Consider the following 26,594-nt stretch of genomic DNA (forward strand, 5'->3'; position numbering starts at 1 on the left):
TGTATTTTAGCCCTAAAATAATTCGCCCAAAACATGGCAAAAAAGCCTTTAATTTTAGTAACTAACGACGATGGTATTTCGGCCCCAGGAGTTCGCGCACTTATTGATGTAATGAAAGAAATTGGAGAGGTTGTTGTAGTGGCTCCAGATAGTCCGCAAAGCGGTATGGGTCATGCCATAACCATAAATTCTACCTTACATTTAGAAAAAGTAGTTATTGATGATGGCGAACAAGCCGAATACAGTTGTTCCGGAACTCCTGCCGACTGTGTAAAACTAGCTGTTAACGAGATTTTAGATAGACGTCCAGATATTTGTGTTTCAGGCATTAACCATGGATCCAATTCTTCAATAAATGTTATTTATTCAGGAACCATGAGCGCCGCCCTTGAGGCTGGTATTGAAGGTATTCCTGCAATTGGATTTTCATTATTGGACTATAATTATAATGCCAATTTTGAAGGCACAAAGAAAATTGTAAAGTCAATTGTAGAAAATGCTCTGGAACATGGCATACCAAAAGATGTTGTACTCAATGTAAATTTTCCAAATCTACCCGAAGACAAAATAAAAGGTGTAAAAATTTGCCGACAGGCAAAAGCCAATTGGGAAGAAGAATTTGACAAACGCAAAACACCTCAAGGCAAAGATTATTATTGGCTTACAGGCAAATTTGTTAATTTAGATAAAGGGGAAGATACAGATGAATGGGCTTTAGAAAATGGTTATGTATCGGTTGTTCCTGTTCAATTCGATTTAACAGCATATCAAGCTATTCAGCAATTGAATACTTGGGATATCGAAACTAAAACACAATAATACAAACATGAAAAAAGAAATATTAATAGGATTTTTAATTGGGTTGATTGCCAATGCTATTGGTTTATATTTAGCAGCAACTTTTTTAGGAAATGGTGATGATTTCACTACCGTAATTAAAGCGGCAGCTGCCGAAAATTTTCTGGGAAAATTAGTTAGCCTAGGAGCTGTTCTAAACTTGCTTGCATTTTTTGTGTTTATTAGAAAAAAACAAGATTATCGTGCGCGTGGTGTATTACTGGCAACTGTAATTGTTGCTGTTTTAACTTTCGTTTTTAAGTATATCTAATCATGAAATACTATATTATTGCTGGTGAAGCCTCTGGAGATTTACACGGCTCCAACCTCATGAAAGCCTTGCTTAAGCAAGACGTAAATGCTTCGTTTAGGTTTTGGGGTGGCGACCTAATGGCCAATGTAAGCAATGATTTAGTAAAACATTATCGCGATTTGGCCTTTATGGGTTTTGTTGAAGTTGTTATGAATTTAAGAACCATAACAAAAAACCTTGCTTTTTGTAAAACAGATATTGAAGCGTACAACCCTGATGTTATTATTTTTATTGATTACCCTGGTTTTAATTTACGCATTGCGAAATGGGCTAAACAAAAAGGTTACAAAACACATTATTACATTTCCCCTCAAATTTGGGCGTGGAAAGAAAACCGTATTCATGATATCAAGCGAGATGTTGACAAAATGTATGTCATCCTGCCATTTGAAAAAGACTTTTATGAGAAAAAACACAACTACCCAGTTGAGTTTGTTGGACATCCTTTAATTGACGCTATTGCCAATCGCGAACAGGTTGATGAATTCTCGTTTAGAGCCGAACATGGCTTAAGCGACAAACCCATTATAGCATTATTACCAGGTAGCCGAAAACAAGAAATAAAAAAAATGCTTTCGGTAATGTTAAGTATTGTAGACCATTATCGGGAATATCAATTTGTAATTGCTGGTGCGCCTAGTCAAGAGTATGATTTTTACAAACAATTTATAAAAACCACTAACGTTCATTTTATTTCCAATAAAACTTACGATCTATTAAGTGTTTCAACAGCGGCTTTGGTTACATCTGGAACAGCAACTCTAGAAACTGCTTTGTTTAAAGTACCTCAAGTGGTTTGTTATAAAGGCAGTTGGATATCCTATCAAATTGGCAAACGCGTTGTGAATTTAGATTATATTTCACTTGTAAACCTTATAATGGATCGTGAAGTGGTAACCGAACTTATTCAAGATACATTTACTAAAAAACAATTGAAGAATGAACTTGATGCATTGTTAGATGTTGATAACAGAGAACGCTTGTTTTTAGATTATTTTGATTTAGAAAAAAAATTGGGTGGTAAAGGTGCTAGTGAAAAAACAGCACGATTAATATATTCAAATCTATTATCTTAATAAAACCAAAAATTAAACCAATAATAATTACCTGGTTCCAAAGTTCTAACAAACACAAATAAAGGGACAAAAACAATGACTAATGAAAAGAAACAAAGTACAACTTTTGTTTTAATGGATACACCTTTTTCTGTCAATCGGTAGTCTTGATTTTCAGATTCTTTTCTGAAGTCAAAAATATAATTATCTAGAAATTGGTCTTTTAAGTTAGGCATAAACAAACTACCTTTTCTTAAAAACCAACTAATTACAAAAATAAAGATAACAGCAAGCATCATAACTGAAAATCCTGTTAGAGTAAAATGTTCATAAGGATTTTCAAAAGGCCATCCGCCTAAAACATTTAGAAACATCTTTTTTTATAATAAAATAGTATTTAATAAAGATAATAAATTTGAAGTTAAATCAATTCCTCAAATAGTTTAGGTTCTTTTACACAATCTATCGCACCCTGTAAAATACTTTTAACAGCATTTCCAATGGCATAACCCAACAACGGTGGAACAGCATTTCCTATCTGTTGGTACTGACTCAATCCTTTTTCCCAACTCATTTTGGTGCGCATGCCTTGAAACACAAAATCATCTGGAAACGATTGTAATCGTGCACCTTCGCGTGCTGTAAAATTTCTGTGTAAAAACGGATGAATAAAATTACTTTGAAATGAAGCCGCTATAGTTGGCGCTGGTTTGTTGGCATGTAAACGCTGATTGTTTTGCGAAAAGACTATTTTAGATTTCTCTGTTGGCTTACCACGTTTTACAGCCGCATGTTCTGCTGGTACATGCGCTAAAGATTGACCCGCTTGTATAACCTTGAATCTATCAATTAATCTTTTGGTATGGCGCATGGCCACATGATTGTAAACAATTTGGCTGTTATGGCGAACAAATTCCTGAAACGCATTTTGAGGTTTAGATTCATATGTCATTTTTTCTTCACCTTCCGACGCTTGTATTTGAGGTAAATCTGAAATGGCTTCCCAAACCGTAACTGGATTAGCATAGGTTTTTTTTGGGAAAACAGGCTTTTTATCCAAATCTTTACGGACACCTATCATGATAACACGTTGCCTGTTTTGGGGCACACCATAATCAGAAGCTAAAAGTACCTCATAATTAACTTGGTAACCTAAACCTGCATTTTCAAACTCTTCTTTCATGAGTTGAATAACCTTTCCCTTTTGCATAGACAATAAGCCCCTTACATTTTCCATTACAAAAGCTTTGGGCTGTAAATCTGTAACCACTCGAACGAATTCGTAGAATAATTCATTTCTTGGATCGTCTTTAACTTTATTACGATTTTTATTGGCAAGGGAAAACCCTTGACAAGGTGGCCCACCAATAACAACATCTACATTTTCAGAAATATGTTCTCGTATTTCCTTTGTGGAAATATGTCGTAAATCATTCTTAATAAATGGTGTTTCCGGAAAGTTATAAGTATATGTTTTCTCGCAGTTTTCATCTAAATCACTAGCCAAAAGCGTTTTGAATCCAGCCCATTTAAATCCCAAAGCCAAGCCACCACATCCTGAAAACAAATCTACTACTGTCATAAAGTTATTTGATTTTAAAGCTAAAAATAATAGAATTTGTAGTTCGAGCAAGAACATTTTTTGAAAGGTTATTATTTTTTTAATAACAAAATTGTTTATTTTCGGTGCATGCGAAAAGTAGCCCTAATTTTTTGTTGTTTAATTTTAATTACGTCTTGTAAATCTAAAAAGACGACTACCTCATCAGCTAGAAAAACACAAAAAACAACTTCAACTTACTCTAAACCCAATGCAAAAGCAGATGCTATTATTGATTATGCCAAAACTTTCGATGGTGTAAAATACAAGTATGGTGGCACAACCAAAAAAGGCATGGATTGTTCGGGTTTAGTAACTACCGCATTTAAAAAAGAAGATATTGTATTACCTAGAACAACATCGCAATTAGCCATTACTGGTGATTGGATTGACTTAAAAGAAGTGCAGAAAGGCGATTTATTATTTTTTGCCACTAAAAAAAACAGCCGAAAGGTCAACCATGTTGGTATTGTAGTTTCTGCCAGACCAAATTATGTTGAATTTATTCACTCCACTACTAGCAGAGGTGTAATAACCTCGTTATTATCGGAAAAATATTGGTATTTCGCTTTTGTGCAAGCTAGACGCATTTTGTAAGTTTTTTATTAACTTACTTATGTGAAAGCAATTGATTTCCCCATAGTCAAACTAACCCTATGTCTAGTTATTGGTATAATATTAGGCACATATTGTGATATTTCCTTAAATTTTAGCCTGATTATTTCTGTTTGTCTTTTGCTTATTCTTTTTGTTAGCTATTTTATTTCAAGACATTCCCTTAAAAGACATACTGATTTTGCAATACTAGCCTATTTCACCTTGATATCTGTTGGAATTTCTATTAAGAACCTTCACAACCAACAGAACTTTAACAACTACTATTCAAAGGTATTGAAGCTAAACAATAACGATTTGCATCTTATTAAAATAACGATAGCTGAAAACCTAAAACCCAACCAAACATTTAATAGATATGTTGCTAAAATAACCAAAGTTGATTCGGTAAATGTTATTGGCAAAATATTGTTGAATTTTAAAAGAGATTCAACACATACACTATTTAATATTGACACACAATTGGTTTTAAAAGGACGGTTACAAGAACTTTATCCGCCTTTAAATCCGCATCAATTTGATTATAAAGCGTATTTAAACAATCATGATATTTACGCTCAAATGTATAGTGATTCTGCCTCGGTTATAGTTGAGCATACAGAAATGCATTCGGTTTTTGGTTATGCAGATTATGTTAGAAGAAAAGTAATTTCTAAACTCGATAACTATCATTTTGAGCCGAATGAAATGGCCGTTATAAAAGCTTTGTTTTTAGGTCAACGTCAAGATATCAGCAATGAACTCCGTCAGCAATATGTTGATGCTGGTGCCATACACATTTTAGCTATTTCTGGTTTACACATTGGAATTATTCTAATTATCCTAAACCACATTTTTGGTTTTTTAAAACGTTTTAAAAAAGGGTATGTTTTAAAAACCATACTCATTCTCTTTTTGCTTTGGGCATTTGCTATTATTGCTGGATTGTCACCTTCGGTTTTACGAGCTGTAACCATGTTTAGTGTTGTAGCAATCGCCATGAATCTAAAACGCCCCTATAACATTTACAATACGTTAGCCATTTCGGCATTTGTGTTGTTACTTTTTAACCCTATGCTGTTGTTTGAAATAGGATTTCAATTAAGTTATTTGGCGGTAATTGGCATAGTTAGTATTCAACCGCTATTGTTTAATGCTATAAAAACCAAGTATTGGTTTATAAACAAAATTTTAATCTTACTTACGGTGTCAATAGCGGCTCAAATAGGTGTATTGCCTTTAAGTTTATTCTACTTCCATCAATTCCCTGGTTTATTCTTTATTTCCAACGTTGTTGTTATCCCGTTTTTAGGGTTTATTTTAAGTTGTGGTTTTATTGTTACCGTATTAGCATTATTAAATATACCATACAACTTTTTGGTATTACTATTTGAAACACTCATTAGGTGGATGAATCAGTTTTTTAATTGGGTATCACAACAGGACACTTTTATATTTAAGAATATAAGTTTTACGCTCATTATGGTAATTAGCTGCTATCTATTAATCATTTGCATAACACGACTATTAGTTGCTTTTCATTACAAAAGGCTAATTTATGTTTTAATTTCTATTATGGTTTTTCAAGGTATTTACCTTTACACCAATTATTCAAATAAAGCCAATAGCGAACTCGTAATTTTCCATAAAAGCAGACACAGTGTAATAGGCAAAAAGCAAGATGACATATTATTGCTGTCCCATGATTTAGATTCTATAAAAAGACACTCGGATTATATTATTCAAAATTATACTGTTGGAAATTTTATAGATTCAACCAGAGAAGATAATATATCAAACCTCTATCAATTAAACGATAAAACGCTTCTAGTAGTTGATAGCACAAGTGTTTACAGTAATCTTTCTTTTCAGCCGGATTATGTTTTGTTAAGGCAATCACCTAAAATCAATTTAAACCGTTTATTGGATAGTTTAAAGATTAAAACGGTTGTAACCGATGGCAGCAATTACACATCGTATGTTAAACGTTGGCAACAAACGTGTTTAAAACAAAACGTCCCTTTTCACTACACTGGTGAAAAGGGAGCTTTTATAATAAAATAGACTGTTTTCTAATTTGAAAATTCAGGTTTAAACGCCTCATAATAAGCCGTAAAATCATCTTGGGTTTTAAAGTCCTTGTAATCACCTTCTTTAAAGAGCTTTAAATATAACTCTAATTGTTGTGGTTTTTTGTAACCAATTACTGGTGTTAAAAACTCACCATCCTCTCCTAAAAACACGATGGTAGGATAGGAACGAATGCTAAAATATCGTGCTAGTTGATGAACCGAGTTTCTTCTATTAGCTTTTGCAGGATCGTAATTAGGGTTTGTATACGTTTTGCCTTTAAAGTTTACAGTCTCATTCCCTTCTGCGTTAAATTTAACGGCATAATAATGTTTATTTACATAATCAACTACATCTTTATTATGAAACGTATTTTTATCCAGCATTTTACAAGGCCCACACCAGTTGGTGTAAACATCCATCATGATTTTTTTTGGCTTTTTCTTTTGGAGTTTAACAGCTTCTTCTAACGAAACCCAATTAATTTCTTGCGCTTGTAGTGGTATCGCAAAAATCAATGCTATAGCTATAAATAAGACTTTTTTCATGTTTTTTAATTTTCTATTCTGTCGATTTGAGGTTAAAATCATTTCAATAACCGTACCTAAAATATAAAAAACACGCCAAGAATGACGTGTTTTGCGTTTATTTTAACGATTTTTTCGATTAACGAACACCGTGCATCAATCTTTTAAGCAGTGGATTCAATACTATTGAAACTAATCCGGCACCAATTGGCACAAGCGTAAATATTAAAAAGAACGTACTCATTGAGTATTCTTCAGAAATTTTATCAATCATACCTCCCATTGTTCCAGCGGCTTTTTGACCAACTGCAATGGCCAAATACCAGATACCAAACATAAAACCAATCATACGTGCTGGCACCAACTTACTTAAATAGGATAACCCAACAGGAGAGATACACAACTCTCCCATAGTATGAAATAAATAGGCCATAATCAAGAAAATCATACTTACCGAAGCCGTTTTAGCTCCCGATGGAATCTCTCCTGCTCCATAGGATAAAAATGCAAAGCCCAACCCTAATAGAATTAAACCAATACCATATTTCATAGCAGCACTGGGATTGTATTTGCTCTCCCACCAACGTGAAAACAATGGTGCCAATGTTATAATAAAGAACGAGTTTAAAATTCCAAACCAAGTCGCTTCAACTTCATTACCCTCTTGCGAAAACTTATCATTCAATCTGTATAAAACTAAAAACCATAATCCTGCAAATGCAATAGCCAAAATAATGTTGGATAAACCTATTCGAGAAAAAGTCTTTTTCGCCAATAAAAACAATACCCACGTAATAATAATTAAAGGTACTGTGGTTAACAATGCGTCTATTACTTTAAAAACCATTGCTGCATTTCCTACTAATTCTCTATTAGTATAGTCGCGTGCAAACAAGGTCATAGAGCCCAAAGATTGCTCAAAAAATGCAAAGAAAAACACAGTAAAAACTCCAAAAATAGATACAGCAATTATTCGGTCTCTAACCACAGGAATATATCGCGCAATTCGTGTAACAAGCAAAATAAGAAATAATGCCAAAGCCGCTAAAACAACTACATTAGAACCACTTAAACCACCTACTTCAAATGGTAACATATTAATATCACCAATCTTTTCCATAGGATCATTAAACAGATATAATAATCCACCGATTGATGAAAGCACGATAAGTACTTTATCAAACATAGTAAACGGATTCAGCTTTTCTTCAGATTCAGCATTATGTTCTTTAGGAGCTTCTTCATTTATGTTTTGTGGCAATTCTACTTCATGTATTATAGTAGGCTTGGCACCAATACTTCCAAAAAGACTACCTGCCAACCAAAATTGCAACATCCCCAACAACATAAAAATACCTGCTAGACCAAAGCCCCAAGACCATCCAAAATTTTCAGCCAAATATCCACAGAGCATCATTCCAAAAAAGGCACCGGCATTTACACCCATATAAAAAATAGTATAAGCCCCATCTTTTTTAGATTCCTTACCCTTATACATGGTTGAAATTATTGACGTTATGTTCGGCTTAAAGAAACCTGTTCCTATTACCAATAAAGCCAATCCTAAATAAAAAGACATGGTTGTTTCTAGCGCCATTGCAGCATGACCAAGAGTCATAATCACACAGCCTATTACAACCGCAATTCGGTAACCGGTTATTTTATCAGCAATCCAGCCACCAACAATAGGCGTTAAATAGAGTAAAGACGCATAAGTCCCAATTAATGCCAAAGCATGTTCTCGTGGCCATTCCCAACCTGGATTATCGCTTAAAATAGGTTCTGTTAAGAACAGAACTAATAAAATGCGCATACCGTAGAACGAAAATCGCTCCCACATTTCGGTAAAAAATAACACGAACAATCCTGCTGGATGACCTATAACCTTATCTTTAAATAAATTTTCAATATCAGTATTCATATATAGTTAGTTTAGTTAATGTAAATTAGTGAACGTTACCCATTAGTTTTTTCATGAGTGGTGAAAACACAAGGACAACTAATCCTGCTCCTAATGCATACTGCCCTATTAAACTGAAGCCTTCAGTATAAACTGACAAGGTTTGCATACCTCCAACATTTACATCTGTACTTTCAATAGATAATTGTTTAGAAATGAACCCAACAATTTGAAAAGCAAAAGCAGAAGACAGGAACCAAACGCCCATCATAAATGCCACAATTCGTTTTGGTGATAAATCTGTAATTTTTGATAGTCCAACTGGCGACATAAATAACTCTCCAATAGACAAAATGAAATACATAACCAACAAATAGACCATTGGAACCATTCCATTTTCATTGGCACTGGCGCCGCTTAAACCTAAAATATAAAAGCTAACACCTGCAAGCACTAGTCCCAAACCAAATTTATAAGGTGTACGAGGATTTAAATTACGTTTTGATAAGTAAGCCCACAAGAAAGAAACAGGAATGGAAAGAACAATTATAAATATTGGGTTTAATGAGTTTGTTTGAGCAGCATTCAAAAATGTCAAATCAACATTCCTATCAGCAAAAAGTGTAATTATACTACCTGAAAGTTCATGAAAACCCCAAAACAATGTCATGAAAAAGGTTATCAATACAGCCATAATTAGTTTTTTACGCTCATCTGAATTAGACTTAACAATTATGAACAGCATATATATCAAAACACTTATGCCTATTAAAACAAAAAGAATATTGACAATATTTTTGTCTCCAAATAAAGTTTCTCCATTACCCACAGCTTTATAAGCTGAAAGCAAATAAGCAATTAATGGGGCTGCCAAAAAAGCAACAATAGGAACAAATGTTTTTTGTGGAATACCTAGTATCTTCTTTTCGTATAATTCAGGATTAGGAGGCAAACCTCTATTCCCAAAAACATTTTTTTTGATTCCGCTCCAAAAAAACAACAATCCAGTTACCATTCCAATTCCGGCTAATCCAAATCCGTAATGCCAACCATAAGTCTCACCTAGCCAACCACAAAGTAAAGGTGATGCAAATGCTCCAATGTTAATTCCCATATAAAAAATGGTAAAACCTGAATCTTTACGCTCGTCACCATCTTTATATAATGAGCCTACAAAAGTAGATATGTTTGGTTTGAAAAATCCATTACCAACCACAATAAATGCTAACGCCAAAAAGAATGCTATGTCATTTTCAATAGCTAATACAAAGTGACCTATAGCCATAAGCACTCCTCCTAAAAATATTGAACTACGCATACCTAAAATCTTATCAGATATACGCCCTCCAATTACTGTTGAAGCATAAACCAAAGATCCATAGGATGCATACACAGCTGCCGAAGCAGCATCTTTTTCTGCTAGAGCTTTGAAGATTTCGTTTACCATGTAAAGCATTAACAATGCTCGCATACCATAGAAACTAAAACGCTCCCATAACTCAGCAAAGAATAAATAAAACAGCCCTTTTGGGTGTCCAAATAATTCTGGTTCTTCTTTAAAATGGTCTAATTGATCTGCCATATATAATTTGTTAGTTAGTTATCCTTTAATATTTGATCTTTCTATGTCTTTTTCTTCAACTTTAGGACGTTTATCTCCTAGTGTTTTATCGATAAAATTTGACATCTTTTTATACAAATGCAATCGTGTGTTTCCACCATATATCCCATGATTATCGTCTGGATAAATCATCCATTCAAATTGTTTATCGGCTTGAATTAAAGCTTCAACCATACGCATGGTATTCTGTAAATGTACGTTATCATCTGCACTTCCGTGAATTAATAAAAAATCTCCTTTTAATTTATCAACATGGCTTAATGGTGAGTTATCATCATAACCTGAAGGATTTTCTTGAGGTGTTGTCATGTAACGTTCAGTATAAATAGTATCATAAAAACGCCAGCTTGTTACTGGAGCAACAGCTATGGCCATTTTAAATACATCATTCCCTTTAAATAAAGCATTACTGCTCATATAACCACCAAAACTCCAACCCCAAATTCCAATTCTGGAGGCATCAATATAAGGCAATTCTCCTAATTGTTTAGCAGCTTGAATTTGGTCTTCCAACTCATACTTACCCAACTCTTTTTGAGTCACTTTCTTAAATGCAGCACCTTTATATCCTGTTCCACGACCATCAATACAAACAACTACATACCCTTTCTGAGCTAAATACTGATACCAATAATCATTACTACTATTCCAACTGTTTGACACACTTTGTGAACCTGGACCTGAATATTGGTACATAAATAGCGGATATTGTTTGGTCTCATCAAAATTTGCTGGTTTAATCATCCACATATTGAGATCGTTTCCATTCACATTTATCGTACTAAACTCTTTTTTAGATGTTTTGTAGTCTAATAGTTTTTGGGCTAGTTTGTCGTTATCTTTTATACTCTTAATAAGGTTGCCATTTTCAGCACTATTTAAAGTGTATTCAGGTGGTGTTGTAGCGCTGCTAAACGTATTTATGAAATACGAAAAATCTGCACTAAAGGCTGCACTGTTAGTTCCTGTACTTTTTGTAAGACGTTCTTTATCGCGACCATTTAATTTAATGGAATACACATCGCGATTTATAGAACCATTTTCTGTAGACTGGTAAAAAATACGTTTAGATTTTTCATCTAATCCGTAATAATTTGTCACTTCCCAATTACCCTTGGTTACTTGATTAATAAGCTTTCCATCCTCATCATAATGATAGATGTGATTGAACCCATCCTTCTCACTGGTCCAAATAAAACTATTATCGTTTAAAAAGGTAAGATTATCCGTTATATCAACATAGGCTGCATCACGCTCTTCCAACACTAAATTAGAGCGCTGTTCCTTTGTGTCAATAAACCACAAATCCAATTCGTTTTGGTGTCTGTTCATGTATTGGGCACTCAAAATATTAGGTGCATTGGTCCATTCAATTCTTGGAATATAAAAATCACTGTAAGCCTTATCAACCTTAACTTCGTAAAGTTTTTTACTATTCAAATTGTAAATATGCAAAGACACTTCAGAATTGGCCTCACCTGCTTTAGGGTACTTAAATTCACTTTCGGTTGGGTAAAGTCCTTCTCCATAAACATCCATAGAGAATTGAGGCACATTAGTTTCATCAAACCTAATAAACGCTATTTGATTGCTGTCTGCATTCCATTCAAAAGCACGAACAAAACCAAATTCCTCTTCATAAACCCAATCCGTAATACCATTAATGATTTTATTTTTCTCACCATCAAAAGTAATTTGGGTAGTCTGTCCATTGTTTAAATCTTTAACAAAAATATTATTGTTATACCCATAAGCTATTTTTTGGCCATCAGGCGAGAAAGTAGGCTCTTGAATTTTCTCTTCAGCAACCAATGTTATGGTTTTCGAATTGGCATTGAAAACATAATATTTCCCTAGAGTTGAACGTCTAAATATAGATTCTACTTCTGTAGCCAAAAGAATTTGGTTTTCATCATCACTAAAGGTGTAATCTGTAAAATAATTAATTTCATTAATATCGCTAGAACTCACCAAAGTCTTTATCTTACTTAAAGTTTTATAGTCATATACATCGATAGATGTAGACCTAGTAGCTCTATCAAAATTCAATACCGAATATTGCTGACCATTTTTCATGGAATGTAAGGCATCCATTCGTTCTGTGCGAAAAGCACCTCCCCAAATTTCTTCTAATGTAATGGTATGGTTTTGAGCAGGTAAAATTGTGGTTAAAAGAAAACAAACCACAAAGGCATATTTAAAGCGTTTCATCTATTAGGAATAGTAATTTTAAATTAATGTCAAGTTTACTAAAAAATAAGCAAAAAACCGTATTTATTAACAGTTAAATAGGCAATTGGAAGGTAACTCACACAATAATACTATCTTTGCATTTTCAATATAAAGTTAATGGGCAAACCAATTTCTGGCTTTTCAAAATTATCTAAATCCAAAAAAATAGATTGGATTGTAGACACCTATTTTGCAAAAAATAAAAGTGCAAAAAGCATTATAAAACAATACTGGAATTCCAATGAAAAATTGCAACAACTTCATGATGAGTTTATTGAAAACACGATAACCAATTATTACCTACCATTAGGTGTAGCTCCAAATTTTCTAATCAACAATAAACTGCACACTATACCAATGGCTATTGAAGAAAGCTCTGTGGTTGCTGCTGCCAGTAAATCGGCTAAATTCTGGTTAGAAAGAGGCGGATTTAAAGCCACCGTACTTTCTACAACAAAAGTAGGGCAGGTACATTTTCTGTTTGACGGCCAATTTGAAAAACTCCAAGATTTCTTCAATAGTATTAAACCGAAGCTTATTGAAGAGTCCAAGCCTATTACCAAAAATATGGAAAAACGAGGTGGTGGAATTTTGGATATTGAATTACGAGATAAAACCGAAGACCTTCAAAATTATTATCAGCTTCATGCCACTTTTGAAACCAAAGATGCCATGGGAGCTAATTTTATAAACTCCTGTTTAGAGCAATTTGCCAAAACCTTTAAAAATGCTGCATTAACCTTCGAAGCATTTTCTGGCGAAGAAAAGAATATTGAAATTGTTATGAGTATTCTCTCCAATTATGTTCCTGAATGCTTGGTTAAGGCTGAAGTATCTTGTCCTGTTTCTGAATTAAGTGATGATAATTCGATAAATCCTGAAGCATTTGCCAAAAAATTTATTCAAGCAGTTAATATAGCGGAAGTAGAACCTTTTCGTGCCGTAACGCATAACAAAGGCATTATGAACGGTATAGATGCCGTAGTTTTAGCAACGGGAAATGATTTTAGGGCTGTTGAAGCTGGTGTTCATGCTTATGCCAGTAGAACCGGAAAATACCGAAGTTTAACTCATGCTAAAATTGAAAATGGAATCTTTTATTTTTGGATTGAAATTCCTTTGGCACTAGGAACTATTGGCGGCCTAACAGGCTTACACCCTTTAGTAAAATTGTCGTTAGAACTCCTGCACCATCCAACTGCTAAAGAGCTTATGCAAATTGTTGCGGTTGCTGGGTTGGCTCAAAACTTTGCAGCATTACGGTCATTGACGACTACAGGTATTCAAGAGGGCCACATGAAAATGCATTTAATGAACATTCTCAATCAGTTTGAAGCGACTGACACTGAAAAAACCAAGCTTATTGAGCATTTTAAAACACATGTTGTAACGCATAGCGCTGTTGTTGAAGCTTTAAATTCATTACGTCGTGCCTAATTCAAACTTTTACAGCAATGGCAAGCTATTGATTACCGGAGAATACCTTGTATTAGATGGCGCTTTAGCTTTGGCTCTACCCACTAAACATGGCCAATCTTTAGTGGTTAGTCCAAACAGCACCGATTTTATAGACTGGAAAAGTTATGACGAAAATCATGAGGTTTGGTTTAAAGATACTTTTTTTAAGGAGGATATTGACAACCCTAAAAAGCATAAGCATAACAGCACATCACAAACGCTTCTGGATATTTTGCATATTGCCAAACAGTTAAATCCAGATTTTAACTTAACCCATTTAGCCGTTGAAACCCATCTCACATTCCCAAGAAACTGGGGGCTTGGTACATCTTCAACACTTATAAACAACATAGCCCAATGGGCACAAGTAGATCCTTATGAGTTACTTAAACTTACATTTGGTGGTAGTGGCTATGATATTGCCTGCGCGCAACATAATTCGGCTATAAGCTATCGTTTAACTGAAACCGAACGACTTATAAATACTGTTGATTTCAACCCTGAATTTAAAGACAACCTGTTTTTTGTCTACCTCAACCAAAAGCAAAATAGTAGAGATGCTATAAAAGCCTACCGTGACCATTCAAAAAATCTAACTCAAGACATACAGGCAATAAGTTCAATTACACAAAGCATTATGGATTGCCATAATCTTTCTGAATTTGAGACTTTAATCAATAAGCATGAAACTATCATGAGTGCTGTGCTTAAAACACAACCCGTTAAAGACCGCTTATTCCCAGACTTTTCAGGCACTGTTAAAAGCCTAGGTGCTTGGGGTGGCGATTTTGTTTTGGTAACCGCAAAAGAAAACCCTTCAACTTATTTTAAAGCCAAAGGGTTTGAAACGGTTATTTCGTATTCAAAAATAATTTTATAAAAAAAGCCCTTCTTTTCAGAAAGGCTTTTTTAATTAAGTTTAAGCTAAAAACTATTGTACCGTTTTAGCGCGATTATCTTCAATATCTGCTGCTTCTTTTAAAGCATTGTATAGTCTCGTATTAACTGTATTTACTTTAGCCGTTTGCACTTGATTGGCATAGGCTTGGTAATTATCTAATTCAGCTGCAGGTGTAAATTTCTCAACACGCACCATAAACACACCTGTTTCGCCCGCTATTAAACCTGAAGTCTCTCCTTCTCCTATCGCAAACGCAGTACCAACCACTAGAGGCTCTCTTCCTGCACCAGATATCGTTGGGTTTTTCATGTTAATTGCCAAAGCCGATCGTGTAGCAACACCCTCTGCTGAAGCAACATCTTCAACAGTTGTTGCAGAAATGCGCTCTTTAATCATAGCTGCTTTTTTCTCCTTACGTATTGCAGGCAATGCTGTAATAGACGCATCTTCAGTGCTCATTAAGCCCGCTTTGTTTTTAGCTGTTAACTGTACAATGGCGTAACCACCAGGCACATTAAAACGCTTGTACTCGCCTATTTCCGTTTCCTCATCAAATGCCCATCTTACAATGGCTCTTTGATTGCCTAAACCAGGTATGGTTTCATCGAGTTCCTTAACCGTATTAACAGGACGAACAACATAATCTTTTTCTTCAGCTATAGCTTGGAAATCGCCTTTCTCTAAAGCAATTTCAAAATTAGAAGCATCTCTAAACACTTGGTTTATTGTGGCTTCTGAAGGTTCAATCTTTCTAGCAATAGTTCCAATTTTAATGGCGCGTTGCGGATTTTTCTGTCCTAAAATTTCAATAACGTGGAAACCGAATTGAGATTTTACAACGCCTATATCACCAGTATTGTTTTCAAATGTATAATCTCTAAATGCTGGCACCATGGCATTGTAAGTATACCAATCTAAAACACCTTCTTTTTCATTACTTGCCGTATCAGCAGAGAAATCCAATAAGGATACAAACTTGCTGTTATCGGCCTTAATAACATCCATTAAACTATCTGCTGTTTTCTTGGCTTCAGCTTCAGTTTGTGTTGTAGTTTCGGTTTGAGAACGCGACCCTACAAAAGGAATTAAAATATGTCTGGCCTTTACAGAATCTGGTAACTGTGTAACTGCTACAACCTTGGTTAATTTAATAAACCCATTATCCTTATAAGGGCCATAAACATCTCCAGCGTTCATGTTAAAAATAGTATCGGCAACAGCTTCTGGCAAAGCTGTTTTCTTAATGAATGTATCGTTAAATTTTACATCTGAATTCGCTACAAAATTAATGTAGTTGGCATGATTCTTTACTTGAGCAAAAGGCATAATGGTATCTGTTCTACCATTTATATATTCTACCTTTCCATCTTTAAAAGCTGAAACTTCCTTTTCAATTTCTGCTTCATCCTCAACAGATGCTACTTCTTTAAACTGAACATATTGTAAATTCCTTGATGCCTCAACTTCGTATTGGCTGGTATGCTCTTTAATGTAAGCTGAAATTTCGGATGTAGAAACAGTTACCGTACTATCTGGTATAGAACTGTAAGGAATTTGAACAAACTTAATATCAATTTTATCGCCTTCTAGTTTATGCTCAAGTTTACCTTCTTCAAGTGTGCCAATCATTCCTGCTTTAACCATGTTAAAGTAGTTTTGTTGTAAGGCATTTGTTGCGATAGACTTTTCGTAATCTACCCATTGCTGATAAGCAATTGCAGAAGTCTCCTTTAAATTGGCAATATATTCGGTTAGTTTGTTTTCATCAAAAATACCTGCTTCGTTTTGGAAATCTGGGTTATTGGCCAAATTTGTTTTTAACAAATCACGCATTTGATCTTTTTCGACTGAAATACCCAATTTTTCGAATTCAGTTTCTAAAACTGCCGTACGCACTTCCTGATCCCAAACACGGTTCATGGCTTGAGTAGCAGTTCCGTTAGGCCCTAACTGTCTTTGTGCCAATTCCACTTTCTGCATGAAATCTTCGCGTGTAATTTCTTTCCCGTTTATAGTTGCCACAACATTTTGAGATTTGGCTGAAAGCGCATCGCTATTTCTAAACAAGTCAGAAAGAACGAATGAAAATAACGCTAAAGCGATAATTAATATCAAAAAAAGTGAGCGTTGTCTAATTTTATTTAAAACTGCCATCTGTCATTTAAATTTTTTACAATACAGTGCGCGAAAATACCATTTTCTATTTAATAATAAAAGTAGAATTTTGCTTTAATTGGAATAATAACGTGGTTTTTAGTCCTCTTGCAGTATTTTAAGTTTAACGAGGTCTATTTTTGTGTTAGAAACTTCTAAAATGGTGAATTGAAAGTCGTCTGTAATTACAATTTCGTCTTGTTCTGGAATACCTTCGGTATGGTCTACAATTAAGCCTCCTAATGTTTCATAATTTTCGCTTTCGGGCAGCTCTAATTTGTAAGTCTCATTTAAATAATCGACTTCCAGACGAGCAGAAAAAATATACGAATCGTTATCTAATTTCTCTTCAGTTAAAACTACCGAATCGTGCTCGTCTTCAATTTCGCCAAATAATTCTTCAACAATATCCTCAACAGTCATAATACCAGACGTTCCGCCATATTCATCTAACACTACAGCTATACTTTTGCGCTTTTTTATAAGAACATTAAGCACATCTTTTATAAGCATCGTTTCGGGAACAAACTCAACAGGCATGGTAATGGCCTTTATGCTTTTAGGTTTTTTAAATAACTCAAACGAGTGTACATAGCCTAAAATATCATCTATATTTTCATTAAAAATGATAATTTTTGAAATACCTGTTTCTGTAAATAATCCGTTTAAATTCTTTAAGGATTCTTTGGAGTCTACAGCAATAATTTCGGTTCTTGGCACCATGACTTCCCTGGCCTTAACTTCAGAAAATTCAAGAGCATTTTGAAAGATTTGTATTTCGGTATCTACATCGTCATGCTCTTCTACCGATTCCATTTGCTCGCTTATATAGTGACCAAGCTCTACTTTGGTAAAAGCCAGCTGCACCTGATCGCCATCGGTTTTAAAGAATTTCTTGAGGACAAAATCTGATATCCAAATAACAAAACTTGAAATCCAGGAGAACAAAACATAAAACACATAAGCTGGAAAAGCCAGAATTTTAAGAAATGTATTGGCATATACCTGAAAGAATACTTTTGGCAGGAATTCGGCCGTAATAAGTATGATTAAAGTTGATATAACCGTTTGGGTTAATAGACTTAAATCGACAAAAAGATAATTAACAACTGAAGAATTTGAAGGCAACATAGACTGAAACCAATTAACCAAAAGGTCTCCCATAAAAAACCCATAGACTACCAATGCAATATTGTTACCAATAAGCATGGTAGCAATAAATTTTGAAGGCTTATCGGTTAATTTGGAAAGAACTTTAGCCAAATAGCCTTTTTGCTTTTTTTCAATTTCAATATGAATTTTATTGGACGAGACATAAGCTATCTCCATTCCTGAAAAAAAAGCAGATAAAATAAGTGATGTAATTATGATAATAACATCTGGATTCATAAGCGGTTATTAGTCTTTGTTTTCAAAACGCTTGTTAAACTTCTTTCTAAAAAAGAACATAAAAACTGCAGTTGCCGCTAATAAAATAGAAATATAATCTATTGTTTGAGACTTTACATATTTTTCGATGGCCACATAAATAAACAAAATGGCAAACACCAAATAGGCATACTGAAAAAACTTAAAGATTTTCATTAGGTATAGTAATTAGTTAAGTAAAGATAATTAAAAATATGGGAGGAAATAAAATTAGGTTACACTATTCATCTAGTGTAATTTCACCGTCAACAGCCAATACTTGAGCTTGATTAAACTCAATGTCTGAATCGAAACCACCACCATTAATCACATTATTGGCTGAAATAAATGTTACGGGTTGATTGGTAAATAGCCATTCGCGTTCTTGGTCGTAAAACAGTTGTTCTGCAAACAAAGTGTCCTTTTTATGCGAAGCCAAAATAACATTGCCTTGCATATCAATGAGATTCGTTTTATCGTAAACAATGGCGTAATCTGCAATTACCGTGCTTTTTTGATTGTTTTCATCATATAAATCTAAATGCACACCATCGGGAAACTCATTATAAGCAAAGTCTCTATTGGAAAAATCCAACATTTTTGGACTAACTAAATTGGCGATTACACGACCAGAATCGGTGCGTTTTAAATTGATATTCTCGGCAACACCAATAGGCTCATTTTCTGAAACACCTATTTTGCTCACCTCGTCCAAGTTGCTTTTACATGAAAAAAACATAGTCACGGTAAAAACCGTGACTATGTTCCAAATTATATGTTTGCAAGTTCTTATCATTAGATACTTGGTACAGTTACCGAACGTTGTATCCAACAACCAATTTTAATGGTTTCACCTTGATTCCCTTTATTAAAAATAAGGGTTTTATCTGGTGCTTTAGCTTTATAACTTGCTGCCGATTGAGCAGCAGCACTTTTTAATGTTGGATCTACACGACCAGCTTTTAAAGCTTCAGCTTCTGCTAACCAGAATACAGCACGTTTAGAAAAATTATCCTCTCCACAGTTATTGGCACTACGGTTGTACATATCGGCAATCTTTAAATGTGGACGACCATTAGAAGGGTTTAACTGTAAAGCTTTACCATAATAAGTTCTTGCACTACCATAACTACCTTTCTTACGCAATTTGTCACCAATTTTTTCATTAAGCTTGGCTTTTTTGAAATTATCAGTTTCTAAACTAACGGCTTGCTCATAAAACTTAAGAGCTTCATTAGACTTTCCTTCTTTATCCTTTAATATTCCTAAATAGTAAGCCGAATTTGCCGAAGGACTTAACGCATGGTATGCGTTAACCAACTTAAAGAATAATGGATCGTCTGTACATTCTTTTTCAGACATTTTTCCAGCTGCACGCTGTAACCAAACCGCATTAGTCTTATTAGCTTCAAAATCTTTAGTATATAAAGGTATCAAGTTTTCGCAGTTTGCACGATCTCCTAATTTCTTATCAATACTTGTAGAAATCTGGTCGTAAGCATTAAGATAGCTTTCATAGTATTTCTTATAGCTTTTTTCTTTACTTGTTAATGATTGTCCAGCTTCTTCTTTAGCTGCCAATTTGTTTAAATCTTCAGAATAATTAGAAATTTCTTCTTGAACTTTTTCAACTACATCATCATACTTATTAAACAATTCAGCATCTGTTTTCTTACCAGCATCAAATAAATCAACCATTAAAGAAAAGTAAGTATATAACGACTTTGGATTTTTAAAGTTTTCACGATCGGCTTTAAAAGCTTCATCAAAACAATTGTATAATTCCTCGTCGGTCTTATTTAACATCTCTCTGTTATCATACATTAATTGGCACGATTTAGCTGCATATTCGCCTTTTTTGGTTTTGCTACCATAGTTTACTTGGCGTTCATCCCAAAGCTTAATCAAATCGTTTATGTAATTCATTTTATCAGCACCAGTAGAATTCTCTATTTTGTACTCCAAAATATCTTCTCCTTGACTATAAATTGCCAAATGTAACTTTGGGCAAGTTTGTCTAACAAACATCCAAGGCTCATAAGCCGCGTTATAGTTTTTTGCTTTTGCATATTCAGAGAATATAGACAGTTTAGTCATACACTCTTGGTTTTGCTGTGCATTGACGACATTAAAGCCTAAAAACAGCATAAGTGCTAATAATGTAATCTTCGTTTTCATAATATCTAGTTTATTATTTTTTTAATTTAACCTATTCTTTTTGAACCACCAATCGTTTAACGATAAGCCTAACTGAAATTTAAAATAGTTCTCTTTAACTAAATTGTTTTCTACAGTTCCGCGACTTCCAAATTCAAACCCGATGTTGGCATTTGAAAAGAAATCTGTTCCTACAGGTAATCCTACTCCAAAAGATATGCCAAACTCATCTATTGATGTATTATTAATATTTAATCCTGTACTTCCAAACCGAACTCCGGCTCGATAAACAGTACGCTTAAAATAGCTATCAAAAGCATTGTACTTAGGAATTATAAAGCCTCCAATAGATAAGGATGTACTATTCTCATAATCCGTTCCATTATCAACGTACAGCTCATTGGAAAAGTTTTTCATATTAAAGTAAGTGTATTCCATACCTACAAACCAAATACGTTCTTGACCAATACCAGCTCCTAATGATAACTTGTAAGGTATATTAGCTTTCGTTTTATCTAAACCTCTCGCTTCTAAACCAGCATCTATAGTATTGATAACAAATTCTTGGCCTGTAGACGAATTGGTTACAATAGTACTAAAAGCCCTTTCATTATTAGAATTTAAAGTTGTTTCTGGCTGGAAGGTTAATCCAGAATGAAGATCCAACTTATCACTTATCTTGGCTTTGTAAAGTAGACCTATATTAACACTTAATCCGCTCATATCAGACCTATTGCTCTCTTTGGTTTGATATTGAACGAGGTCACCATCAGTATTATACAAATACTTAATAGTGCTGTTTTTTATGTTCCCAAAATAAAAGCTAAAATCTATACCAGCACTTAAGTTTTTGGTAATTGGATAACCCAAAGAAAGGTAGGTTCTATTTAAACCACCATCGCCATCAAAACGTTCGTTAAGGGTACCATCATCATTTAAGGTTTCCAATTTAAATCCTACAGATGTATATGGAATTAATCCGACACCTACACCTAGTTTACCAATTGGAATTGCCAAAGCGAAATAATCTAGCGACGAATTTTTTAAATTATCTTTCCCTGAATCACTTTTCAATTTAACTTGAGTATGAGAAGCAGCCAATGAAAAAGTAACTGGTCTGTTCTCATTTCTGTAAACTGCTAAATTCTCACCACCATAAGCAGCTGGATTTCTTAAATTAATATGGATACTATCTGAATAAATACTTAAACCTCCCATACTACGGTTCTCCACAGTACCTTTAAATTTAAGACTTCCAATACCATAAAATGAATATGGAGATGCCGTTGTTCCTGATTGCGCAACACTTTTAAGTGCAAAAGCCAAAATAAAAACTATTACAAGTTTTTTAATCATGCGTTTAAATTAAATTGCAAAATATAGTTTAAGCCCTCTAAAAGGAAATTAGAGTTGGCAAATATGCTACTTTTTAATTGTTTTGACAAGAAATTAGCGTTTCCTCCTGTTAAAATAACTGTTAAATCTGCATATTTTAGCCTATAGGCTTCAATTGCGCCATCAATTTCGCTTATGACGCCAAAAATCACACCAGAGTGTATAGCTTCTTCAGATGAATCTCCTATTAATTGTTCTGGCATTTTTATATCCAATAACGGAAGGTTAGCTGTTAAATTATGTAACCCTATATAGCGCATTTGAATACCAGGAGAAATCGCACCTCCCAAATATTCGTTTTGGTCATTAATGAAATCGTAAGTAATACAGGTACCGGCATCTATAATAAGCACATTCTTTTCTGGATATTGAGCAGCCGAAGCACTCACTAAAGCCAACCTGTCTACACCTAAAGTAGTTGGCGTTCGGTATAAATTTTTAAAAGGCATTGGTGTGCTGGAATTCAAAAAAACAACGTTTAACTTATCACTTATTTGTTCTAAATATTTAGAATCAAAATTTCCAACTAACGAAACAATACAATTTTCCAGGCTCCTGTAATTTTTACAAACCGCTTCAAATTCAGTAGGAAAATCAGGCATTTCAAATCTGCTTTTTTCTAGAATGGAATTCTCATTAAAAACGGCAAATTTCACAAATGTATTACCAACATCGATTATTAAATTCATACGCCAAATAAAAGCTGTAAATTTACAAAACCATTTTTTATAAATTTTCTTTTGGTGAATAATAAAAACAACTTTATATTTGCATCCGCAATTAAGCGACTGGTGCCTTAGCTCAGTTGGTAGAGCAAAGGACTGAAAATCCTTGTGTCCCTGGTTCGATTCCTGGAGGCACCACCAGAAAAAACCCTGACAAATGTCAGGGTTTTTTGGTTTAAAACACCAGTCTTTTTAGCCTTAAAAGCCATAGCCTTATTTTTTAGTAAGGTTAAAAGTAAAGCTAACTAAAACATCATTAGACAGTTTGTTGCTTACAATCTTTGGAATTTCAATTTTAAAATCTGAAGCCTGAACATAAAACTCGCCTTGAACTAGAATAACATCTTCGTCTTTGGAAATACTAGAGTCTTTAATAAGGATTTTCTTTTCTTGGCCGTGGAATTCTAATACTCCTTCGATATGAATTTTGCTTTTTTCAGCATCATCAATGTCAATTTCAGAAAAATTCTTTATGACCCCTTTAAATGTAGCCTTTGGAAATAATTCTGATTCGGCATAATTTTCATTAAAATGCTCTTCCATAAGTGCATTTTTAAACCTAAACCCTTTTACTAAAGCTAAAGCAGCTATTTCACCGTTTTCTAAGTTTAGTATTGCTGTTGTAGATTCATTTTTGGCTTTAACCTCTTCAAACGACGGTACAGAAGCTTCAAAAACAAGCGAACCCGATTTAGTTAAGAATTTGTCTTGCCCATTCACCATGTACGACATTAAAAACACAGCGAGAATCCATATTTTTTTCATAATAATTGTAATTAATAAGTTAGTCTTCCAACAAGCCATCTTCTTCCCATTGTACAACAGTGTCTATAAGATTCTGCGGTAATCTTGGCCCTCCAAATGGCATTAAAAACCCTAAATTATCTGATGAAATTCTTTCAATCAAGCCTCTGTTAAGCATCGCATCTTTAACATCATTGTAATTTGTTAAAGACATTGGCGCACCATTTTCTGGCGGCATACTATGGCAACTTATGCAGTTATTATCTATAATAGATTTTACATGCTGGTTGTAAGTTACAAATGTGTCTTCAGGCGGAGCATCATCTATTAAATCTTCCTCGCTTACAGAAGTACAACTATAATTTACTAGCAAAAAAATAATGACTATATATTGAAACGTTTTCATAGCAATTTTTAAAATGTTCGACTTAAATTAAATCCGAAATAAATATCTCCTTCGCTCCAATCACCTGTAGATTGACCCAAAAAATAATTTGTATTCATAGGTTGGGCATTTGTAAAATGCATTTGAAAAACATGTCCTCCAGTTTCTAAATCCACACCTATTGATAACGGATTGCGAAATGGTGAGTCTGATGCTCTATTGAGATGCCACCCATAATCTGCATTTATAGACCATCGTTTGGCGATTTTATATCGTCCACCGAAACCAATTGCAAATTGCGAGTTATCTTGGCTGTCAACCATTACGTAATTATCATGAAAAAAAGTTGGCGCCAATTCAAGAGAGAGCTTCGTATTTATCTTTCTGGCTAGTAAAAACTGTACCGTATAACCTAGTCTATTTACAAACTCCAGTTTTGGCAAGTTATCTTCGCTCAAGCCAGTGTTTATTAAAATAGCATTGAAACCTACCAAAGTAAACGGAAATCCGTTTTCTTGTTGTCTTAACAACCTATATTTAATAGATCCTTGATACGTTTTTTGATAAGAACTTCTTGATATACCAATATTGAATCCATCAGATATACCGTATATAAAGTTTAATCTTGTTACAGCATCATCTAGTCCAAAAAACGTGTCAAATCCATTTTCAATACTTCCAAACCTATGCGCCACCACAAGAGTGAAATCTTTTTTTGCCACAAGTTTAGTAGACTCAAAATTAACAATCTTTAGCGCCTTAAAGGTCGCCTCTGCATAACTGTTATTAGTTGAATCTGTATCAATTTCATCAAGCAAATCCTCTTGGGCAAATAGTCCTATTGGCAAAAAGAATAATGTAATCCATAGTTTCTTCATAATCATATAGAAATAGATTTGACACGCTTGGTATTTATTGAATTATCAATCTTTTAGTTATGGCATTATCGTTAAACTCTAACCTAACCAAATACATACCTGACTTAATATCTGAAACATTAATATCTATAGCATTTCCTGAATTAACAATGGTATTGTTCAATACTACTTTACCTGTTAAATCAATTACTTTTAAACTTCCATTGGTTAAACTTTGTGGCAGCTTGATCGTTAACTTAGAATGCACAGGATTTGGAGTTAATTTAACAGACACATCATTAAACTCGTCAACACTTAAGCCTTGCTGAACGGTTATAACACCAGACATGTTATTTGCTCCATGAATTCCACAGAAATATGGATTTGTACCCTCAACTGTAAATGTATACGAATATGTTTGCCCCAACCCAGTTAACACACCACTATTAAAAGTTTCTGTGCTACCTGTATTGTTTTCCACCGTATGTGGTAAATCGTCTGTCCAAGTCCATCTTACGGTATCGCCCACATCAATGGTTAAATCTGCTTCTGGGCTTTCAAAACCTCTCTCCCAAATAAGGTCGTGTGTTGTTTGGGCTTGTAATCCTATTGTAATTAAAAATACAAGCACTAGTAATTTTGTTTTCATGTTTTAAAATTTTAATTAATTAATAATATGGCATTGGTCTAGTTTGATTTGCTCCAATAAATCATCATAGCCAATAAAGCGTCCTTTAATCTGTAGGTTTTCTTTTAGTTTGAGTTTCAAGTTTAGAGTATCTATAAACTGGCAATAAACGGCTTCTTCTAATGTAATTGACAGATTATTTAATTCTGAAATCTTACCCGATACTTGAATGGTTTTGTCTAGATATTTCAATTCAGAACCACTAGAGTTTTCTTGAAATTCTCTTGCTAATACTAAAGCAGAAGTTACATAGCTGGCAGGCTCTAATTGGATATTTCTATGATTCTGAAAGACGTAGTTATATCCAAAAATTGCTAAAACAATAAGTAATAATGCTATTATAATAATCTTTTTGCGCATAAACTTTTTTTTTAAAACTGCTTCAAAGAGTATCCTAATTGAAGCAGTTTAGCTACTAACATGCTTTAGGGCAAAAGATTTAGGGTGTATTCAATTCTTCTTTTTCAGTTTAATTTCTTTCAAATGTCAGTGTGTCAACACCTCCGTTTCCACCACTAACATCTCGTAATTTTATCATATTATCAGAATGCGACACAATGTCCCAGTCATCATTTAGATCTTCAAAATTGCTTGAGTCTGATACATTAAAGAAAATATTAAAGTCAATATCACTATTACTGTCATCATTGCTATTGCTATTTGAAATAAACCATGAACCTGTTAAACTGGAACCTGAACTATGAGTGGCAATCAACTCGCCATTGGAACGGAACAAAAAGCCATATCCTGTAAAATCATGAGTTTCATCTTGTCCAGAATCTATAAAACTGGTTATCCTCCATGTGCCAGCCTCTACTTGGTCTTCAATTTGTTGTATCTGGTCACTGTTATTGTTTTGAAAAACATCATCATCGTCATGAGAACATGTTGTAGATAGCAATGTTAAGCTCAACATTAGCATTAAAGCTTTAAAAATTTCTGATTTCATAGTTCTAGTTTTTTAATTGATTATT

The 26,594-nt window shown here is 34.0% G+C and carries 26 protein-coding genes and 1 tRNA gene; 8 read left to right on the plus strand and 19 right to left on the minus strand.

Annotated elements, in window-relative coordinates; genetic code table 11:
• Positions 1-33 precede the first annotated feature (33 nt).
• Genes surE through lpxB form a run of 3 tightly spaced genes read left to right on the plus strand, consistent with a single transcriptional unit; the run spans position 34 to position 2,226 of the window.
• Positions 34-819: a 5'/3'-nucleotidase SurE gene (gene surE / locus MTX13_RS04060; protein ID WP_250433102.1), complete on the plus strand. Its 786-nt coding sequence runs from the start codon at positions 34-36 to the stop codon at positions 817-819.
• A gap of 7 nt (positions 820-826) precedes the next feature.
• Complete coding sequence (locus tag MTX13_RS04065; RefSeq protein ID WP_250433103.1) at positions 827-1,108, plus strand: hypothetical protein; 282 nt, start codon at positions 827-829, stop codon at positions 1,106-1,108.
• A gap of 2 nt (positions 1,109-1,110) precedes the next feature.
• Positions 1,111-2,226 carry a lipid-A-disaccharide synthase gene (lpxB, locus tag MTX13_RS04070; protein ID WP_250433104.1) on the plus strand — a complete coding sequence of 372 codons (1,116 nt, stop codon included), beginning with the start codon at positions 1,111-1,113 and terminating at the stop codon, positions 2,224-2,226.
• Here lpxB and MTX13_RS04075 read toward each other — a convergent pair.
• A complete protein-coding gene (locus MTX13_RS04075) occupies positions 2,223-2,579 on the minus strand; it encodes a hypothetical protein (RefSeq protein ID WP_250433105.1) in 357 nt (118 codons plus the stop codon). The genes lpxB and MTX13_RS04075 overlap by 4 nt on opposite strands.
• 47 nt (positions 2,580-2,626) lie before the next feature.
• Positions 2,627-3,787, minus strand: a complete 1,161-nt coding sequence (locus MTX13_RS04080; protein WP_250433106.1) for a DNA cytosine methyltransferase — start codon at positions 3,785-3,787, stop codon at positions 2,627-2,629.
• 108 nt (positions 3,788-3,895) lie between these two features.
• Between MTX13_RS04080 and MTX13_RS04085 the strand changes: the two genes are divergently transcribed.
• A complete protein-coding gene (locus tag MTX13_RS04085; RefSeq protein ID WP_250433107.1) occupies positions 3,896-4,402 on the plus strand; it encodes a C40 family peptidase in 507 nt (168 codons plus the stop codon).
• 21 nt (positions 4,403-4,423) lie between these two features.
• Positions 4,424-6,463, plus strand: a complete 2,040-nt coding sequence (locus MTX13_RS04090; protein ID WP_250433108.1) for a ComEC/Rec2 family competence protein — start codon at positions 4,424-4,426, stop codon at positions 6,461-6,463.
• Between the two features lie 8 nt (positions 6,464-6,471).
• Here MTX13_RS04090 and MTX13_RS04095 read toward each other — a convergent pair whose 3' ends face one another.
• The 4 genes from MTX13_RS04095 to MTX13_RS04110 all read right to left on the minus strand — a co-directional run bounded on the left by MTX13_RS04095 (position 6,472) and on the right by MTX13_RS04110 (position 12,728).
• Positions 6,472-7,017 (minus strand): thioredoxin family protein, encoded by a 546-nt coding sequence (locus MTX13_RS04095; RefSeq protein WP_250433109.1) that lies wholly within the window; start codon positions 7,015-7,017, stop codon positions 6,472-6,474.
• 118 nt (positions 7,018-7,135) lie between these two features.
• A complete protein-coding gene (locus tag MTX13_RS04100) occupies positions 7,136-8,917 on the minus strand; it encodes a peptide MFS transporter (protein ID WP_250433110.1) in 1,782 nt (593 codons plus the stop codon).
• Positions 8,918-8,942: 25 nt separating this feature from the next.
• Positions 8,943-10,478 (minus strand): peptide MFS transporter, encoded by a 1,536-nt coding sequence (locus tag MTX13_RS04105; RefSeq protein ID WP_250433111.1) that lies wholly within the window; start codon positions 10,476-10,478, stop codon positions 8,943-8,945.
• 18 nt (positions 10,479-10,496) lie between these two features.
• A complete protein-coding gene (locus tag MTX13_RS04110; protein ID WP_250433112.1) occupies positions 10,497-12,728 on the minus strand; it encodes a S9 family peptidase in 2,232 nt (743 codons plus the stop codon).
• A gap of 138 nt (positions 12,729-12,866) precedes the next feature.
• Here MTX13_RS04110 and MTX13_RS04115 point away from each other — a divergent pair, with 138 nt between their 5' ends.
• Positions 12,867-14,186 (plus strand): hydroxymethylglutaryl-CoA reductase, degradative, encoded by a 1,320-nt coding sequence (locus MTX13_RS04115; protein WP_250433113.1) that lies wholly within the window; start codon positions 12,867-12,869, stop codon positions 14,184-14,186.
• Complete coding sequence (locus MTX13_RS04120; RefSeq protein WP_250433114.1) at positions 14,179-15,087, plus strand: GYDIA family GHMP kinase; 909 nt, start codon at positions 14,179-14,181, stop codon at positions 15,085-15,087. The genes MTX13_RS04115 and MTX13_RS04120 overlap by 8 nt, the downstream gene beginning before the upstream one ends.
• Before the next feature lie 51 nt (positions 15,088-15,138).
• Here MTX13_RS04120 and MTX13_RS04125 read toward each other — a convergent pair whose 3' ends face one another.
• The 7 genes from MTX13_RS04125 to MTX13_RS04155 all read right to left on the minus strand — a co-directional run bounded on the left by MTX13_RS04125 (position 15,139) and on the right by MTX13_RS04155 (position 22,910).
• Entirely contained in the window at positions 15,139-17,262 is a 2,124-nt protein-coding gene (locus MTX13_RS04125; RefSeq protein WP_250433115.1) for a peptidylprolyl isomerase, read from the minus strand.
• 99 nt (positions 17,263-17,361) lie between these two features.
• Positions 17,362-18,651 carry a hemolysin family protein gene (locus MTX13_RS04130; protein ID WP_250433116.1) on the minus strand — a complete coding sequence of 430 codons (1,290 nt, stop codon included), beginning with the start codon at positions 18,649-18,651 and terminating at the stop codon, positions 17,362-17,364.
• Between the two features lie 9 nt (positions 18,652-18,660).
• A complete protein-coding gene (locus MTX13_RS04135; protein ID WP_250433117.1) occupies positions 18,661-18,846 on the minus strand; it encodes a hypothetical protein in 186 nt (61 codons plus the stop codon).
• Positions 18,847-18,910: 64 nt separating this feature from the next.
• Positions 18,911-19,465 carry an LPS export ABC transporter periplasmic protein LptC gene (gene lptC, locus MTX13_RS04140; protein ID WP_262920443.1) on the minus strand — a complete coding sequence of 185 codons (555 nt, stop codon included), beginning with the start codon at positions 19,463-19,465 and terminating at the stop codon, positions 18,911-18,913.
• Positions 19,465-20,847 carry a tetratricopeptide repeat protein gene (locus MTX13_RS04145; protein WP_250433119.1) on the minus strand — a complete coding sequence of 461 codons (1,383 nt, stop codon included), beginning with the start codon at positions 20,845-20,847 and terminating at the stop codon, positions 19,465-19,467. Before MTX13_RS04145 ends, lptC begins: the two co-directional genes overlap by 1 nt.
• Positions 20,848-20,868: 21 nt before the next feature.
• Positions 20,869-22,182, minus strand: a complete 1,314-nt coding sequence (locus tag MTX13_RS04150; RefSeq protein WP_250433120.1) for a hypothetical protein — start codon at positions 22,180-22,182, stop codon at positions 20,869-20,871.
• A complete protein-coding gene (locus MTX13_RS04155) occupies positions 22,179-22,910 on the minus strand; it encodes a type III pantothenate kinase (RefSeq protein WP_250433121.1) in 732 nt (243 codons plus the stop codon). The genes MTX13_RS04150 and MTX13_RS04155 overlap by 4 nt, the downstream gene beginning before the upstream one ends.
• A gap of 101 nt (positions 22,911-23,011) precedes the next feature.
• Between MTX13_RS04155 and MTX13_RS04160 the strand changes: the two genes are divergently transcribed.
• A tRNA-Phe gene (locus tag MTX13_RS04160) sits at positions 23,012-23,087 on the plus strand.
• A 72-nt stretch (positions 23,088-23,159) separates the two neighbouring features.
• On the opposite strand, the gene MTX13_RS04165 is transcribed toward MTX13_RS04160, so the two are convergent.
• From MTX13_RS04165 to MTX13_RS04190, 6 genes are all read right to left on the minus strand, one after another.
• Positions 23,160-23,711: a YceI family protein gene (locus MTX13_RS04165; protein ID WP_250433122.1), complete on the minus strand. Its 552-nt coding sequence runs from the start codon at positions 23,709-23,711 to the stop codon at positions 23,160-23,162.
• A gap of 19 nt (positions 23,712-23,730) precedes the next feature.
• The gene (locus tag MTX13_RS04170; RefSeq protein WP_250433123.1) at positions 23,731-24,096 is read right to left on the minus strand and encodes a hypothetical protein; all 366 of its coding nucleotides are present in this window, start codon (positions 24,094-24,096) and stop codon (positions 23,731-23,733) included.
• Between the two features lie 8 nt (positions 24,097-24,104).
• A complete protein-coding gene (locus tag MTX13_RS04175; protein WP_317238871.1) occupies positions 24,105-24,959 on the minus strand; it encodes a DUF5777 family beta-barrel protein in 855 nt (284 codons plus the stop codon).
• 28 nt (positions 24,960-24,987) lie between these two features.
• Positions 24,988-25,581, minus strand: coding sequence for a T9SS type A sorting domain-containing protein (locus MTX13_RS04180; RefSeq protein ID WP_250433124.1), 594 nt, complete (start codon positions 25,579-25,581; stop codon positions 24,988-24,990).
• A gap of 15 nt (positions 25,582-25,596) precedes the next feature.
• Positions 25,597-25,980, minus strand: coding sequence for an OB-fold protein (locus tag MTX13_RS04185; RefSeq protein ID WP_250433125.1), 384 nt, complete (start codon positions 25,978-25,980; stop codon positions 25,597-25,599).
• Between the two features lie 109 nt (positions 25,981-26,089).
• Positions 26,090-26,569 (minus strand): hypothetical protein, encoded by a 480-nt coding sequence (locus MTX13_RS04190; RefSeq protein ID WP_250433126.1) that lies wholly within the window; start codon positions 26,567-26,569, stop codon positions 26,090-26,092.
• Positions 26,570-26,594 lie beyond the last annotated feature (25 nt).

It is taken from the genome of Hanstruepera flava (genome assembly GCF_023634025.1).
GTDB classification, from domain to species: Bacteria; Bacteroidota; Bacteroidia; order Flavobacteriales; family Flavobacteriaceae; genus Hanstruepera; species Hanstruepera flava.

Excerpts from the sequence above, each read along its gene's own strand:
- surE (WP_250433102.1), top strand. The coding sequence starts at position 34 with ATGGCAAAAAAGCCTTTAATTTTAGTAACTAACGACGATGGTATTTCG.
- MTX13_RS04065 (WP_250433103.1), top strand. The coding sequence starts at position 827 with ATGAAAAAAGAAATATTAATAGGATTTTTAATTGGGTTGATTGCCAAT.
- lpxB (WP_250433104.1), top strand. The coding sequence starts at position 1,111 with ATGAAATACTATATTATTGCTGGTGAAGCCTCTGGAGATTTACACGGC.
- MTX13_RS04075 (WP_250433105.1), bottom strand. The coding sequence starts at position 2,579 with ATGTTTCTAAATGTTTTAGGCGGATGGCCTTTTGAAAATCCTTATGAA.
- MTX13_RS04080 (WP_250433106.1), bottom strand. The coding sequence starts at position 3,787 with ATGACAGTAGTAGATTTGTTTTCAGGATGTGGTGGCTTGGCTTTGGGA.
- MTX13_RS04085 (WP_250433107.1), top strand. The coding sequence starts at position 3,896 with ATGCGAAAAGTAGCCCTAATTTTTTGTTGTTTAATTTTAATTACGTCT.
- MTX13_RS04095 (WP_250433109.1), bottom strand. The coding sequence starts at position 7,017 with ATGAAAAAAGTCTTATTTATAGCTATAGCATTGATTTTTGCGATACCA.
- MTX13_RS04100 (WP_250433110.1), bottom strand. The coding sequence starts at position 8,917 with ATGAATACTGATATTGAAAATTTATTTAAAGATAAGGTTATAGGTCAT.
- MTX13_RS04105 (WP_250433111.1), bottom strand. The coding sequence starts at position 10,478 with ATGGCAGATCAATTAGACCATTTTAAAGAAGAACCAGAATTATTTGGA.
- MTX13_RS04110 (WP_250433112.1), bottom strand. The coding sequence starts at position 12,728 with ATGAAACGCTTTAAATATGCCTTTGTGGTTTGTTTTCTTTTAACCACA.
- MTX13_RS04115 (WP_250433113.1), top strand. The coding sequence starts at position 12,867 with ATGGGCAAACCAATTTCTGGCTTTTCAAAATTATCTAAATCCAAAAAA.
- MTX13_RS04125 (WP_250433115.1), bottom strand. The coding sequence starts at position 17,262 with ATGGCAGTTTTAAATAAAATTAGACAACGCTCACTTTTTTTGATATTA.
- MTX13_RS04130 (WP_250433116.1), bottom strand. The coding sequence starts at position 18,651 with ATGAATCCAGATGTTATTATCATAATTACATCACTTATTTTATCTGCT.
- MTX13_RS04135 (WP_250433117.1), bottom strand. The coding sequence starts at position 18,846 with ATGAAAATCTTTAAGTTTTTTCAGTATGCCTATTTGGTGTTTGCCATT.
- lptC (WP_262920443.1), bottom strand. The coding sequence starts at position 19,465 with ATGATAAGAACTTGCAAACATATAATTTGGAACATAGTCACGGTTTTT.
- MTX13_RS04145 (WP_250433119.1), bottom strand. The coding sequence starts at position 20,847 with ATGAAAACGAAGATTACATTATTAGCACTTATGCTGTTTTTAGGCTTT.
- MTX13_RS04150 (WP_250433120.1), bottom strand. The coding sequence starts at position 22,182 with ATGATTAAAAAACTTGTAATAGTTTTTATTTTGGCTTTTGCACTTAAA.
- MTX13_RS04155 (WP_250433121.1), bottom strand. The coding sequence starts at position 22,910 with ATGAATTTAATAATCGATGTTGGTAATACATTTGTGAAATTTGCCGTT.
- MTX13_RS04165 (WP_250433122.1), bottom strand. The coding sequence starts at position 23,711 with ATGAAAAAAATATGGATTCTCGCTGTGTTTTTAATGTCGTACATGGTG.
- MTX13_RS04170 (WP_250433123.1), bottom strand. The coding sequence starts at position 24,096 with ATGAAAACGTTTCAATATATAGTCATTATTTTTTTGCTAGTAAATTAT.
- MTX13_RS04175 (WP_317238871.1), bottom strand. The coding sequence starts at position 24,959 with ATGATTATGAAGAAACTATGGATTACATTATTCTTTTTGCCAATAGGA.
- MTX13_RS04180 (WP_250433124.1), bottom strand. The coding sequence starts at position 25,581 with ATGAAAACAAAATTACTAGTGCTTGTATTTTTAATTACAATAGGATTA.
- MTX13_RS04185 (WP_250433125.1), bottom strand. The coding sequence starts at position 25,980 with ATGCGCAAAAAGATTATTATAATAGCATTATTACTTATTGTTTTAGCA.
- MTX13_RS04190 (WP_250433126.1), bottom strand. The coding sequence starts at position 26,569 with ATGAAATCAGAAATTTTTAAAGCTTTAATGCTAATGTTGAGCTTAACA.